Consider the following 660-nt stretch of genomic DNA (forward strand, 5'->3'; position numbering starts at 1 on the left):
TCGCTGGTGGCAGGTTGGTGTTAGCTCAAAAGAAAAATCAGAAGGCTATCAGCGTTTTCTCGCGCACAGTTTGCGTAAGCCATGGTTAGCGGTTGTGACTGCACTTGGTTTGAGTATTTTTGGTGTGCTTTCTGTTGGCTCTTTGCCAAAAGTATTCTTTCCGACCGCTGATCGCGACATGTTCGAGTTACGCGTTTGGTTTGAATCAAATACGAGTGTTCCTGCTGCAGATGCCCTAGTGCAGGAAATAGACGCGTTGATTCGTAATAAAGCAGAGGTAAAACAAACGGTTTGGTCTATTGGGGATAGTGTTCCGGCGTTTTACTACAACCAATTGATGAATAATCGCAACCAGAACTACTACGCCGAAGTGGTGGTGACTGCTGAGGATGTCGAGGCATCATCAAGCCTAATAGATGAGCTTCAAGTTGAGTTAAGCGAGAGCTTTACTCAAGTTCAAATTGTTGCCAAGCCTTTCTCTCAAGGACCGCCTGTCGAAGCGCCAATTGAGTTTCGGGTGTTTGGCCCTGAAACGGATGTGTTAAGAACTTTAGGTGAAGAGCTACGAGCAATTATTTCTCAGCAATCTGGTGTGTTGCATACCCAAGCATCAGTAAAACCGGGCGCTCCGAAGATTGAGTTTGATGCGAATGAAACTGC

1 protein-coding gene is annotated in these 660 nt (G+C 46.1%); it reads left to right on the forward strand.

The features are described from left to right. The coding region (locus tag A3738_RS02805; protein ID WP_197473533.1) for an efflux RND transporter permease subunit at positions 1–660 on the forward strand (660 nt) is incomplete at both ends.

This window comes from Oleiphilus sp. HI0066 (assembly GCF_001635725.1).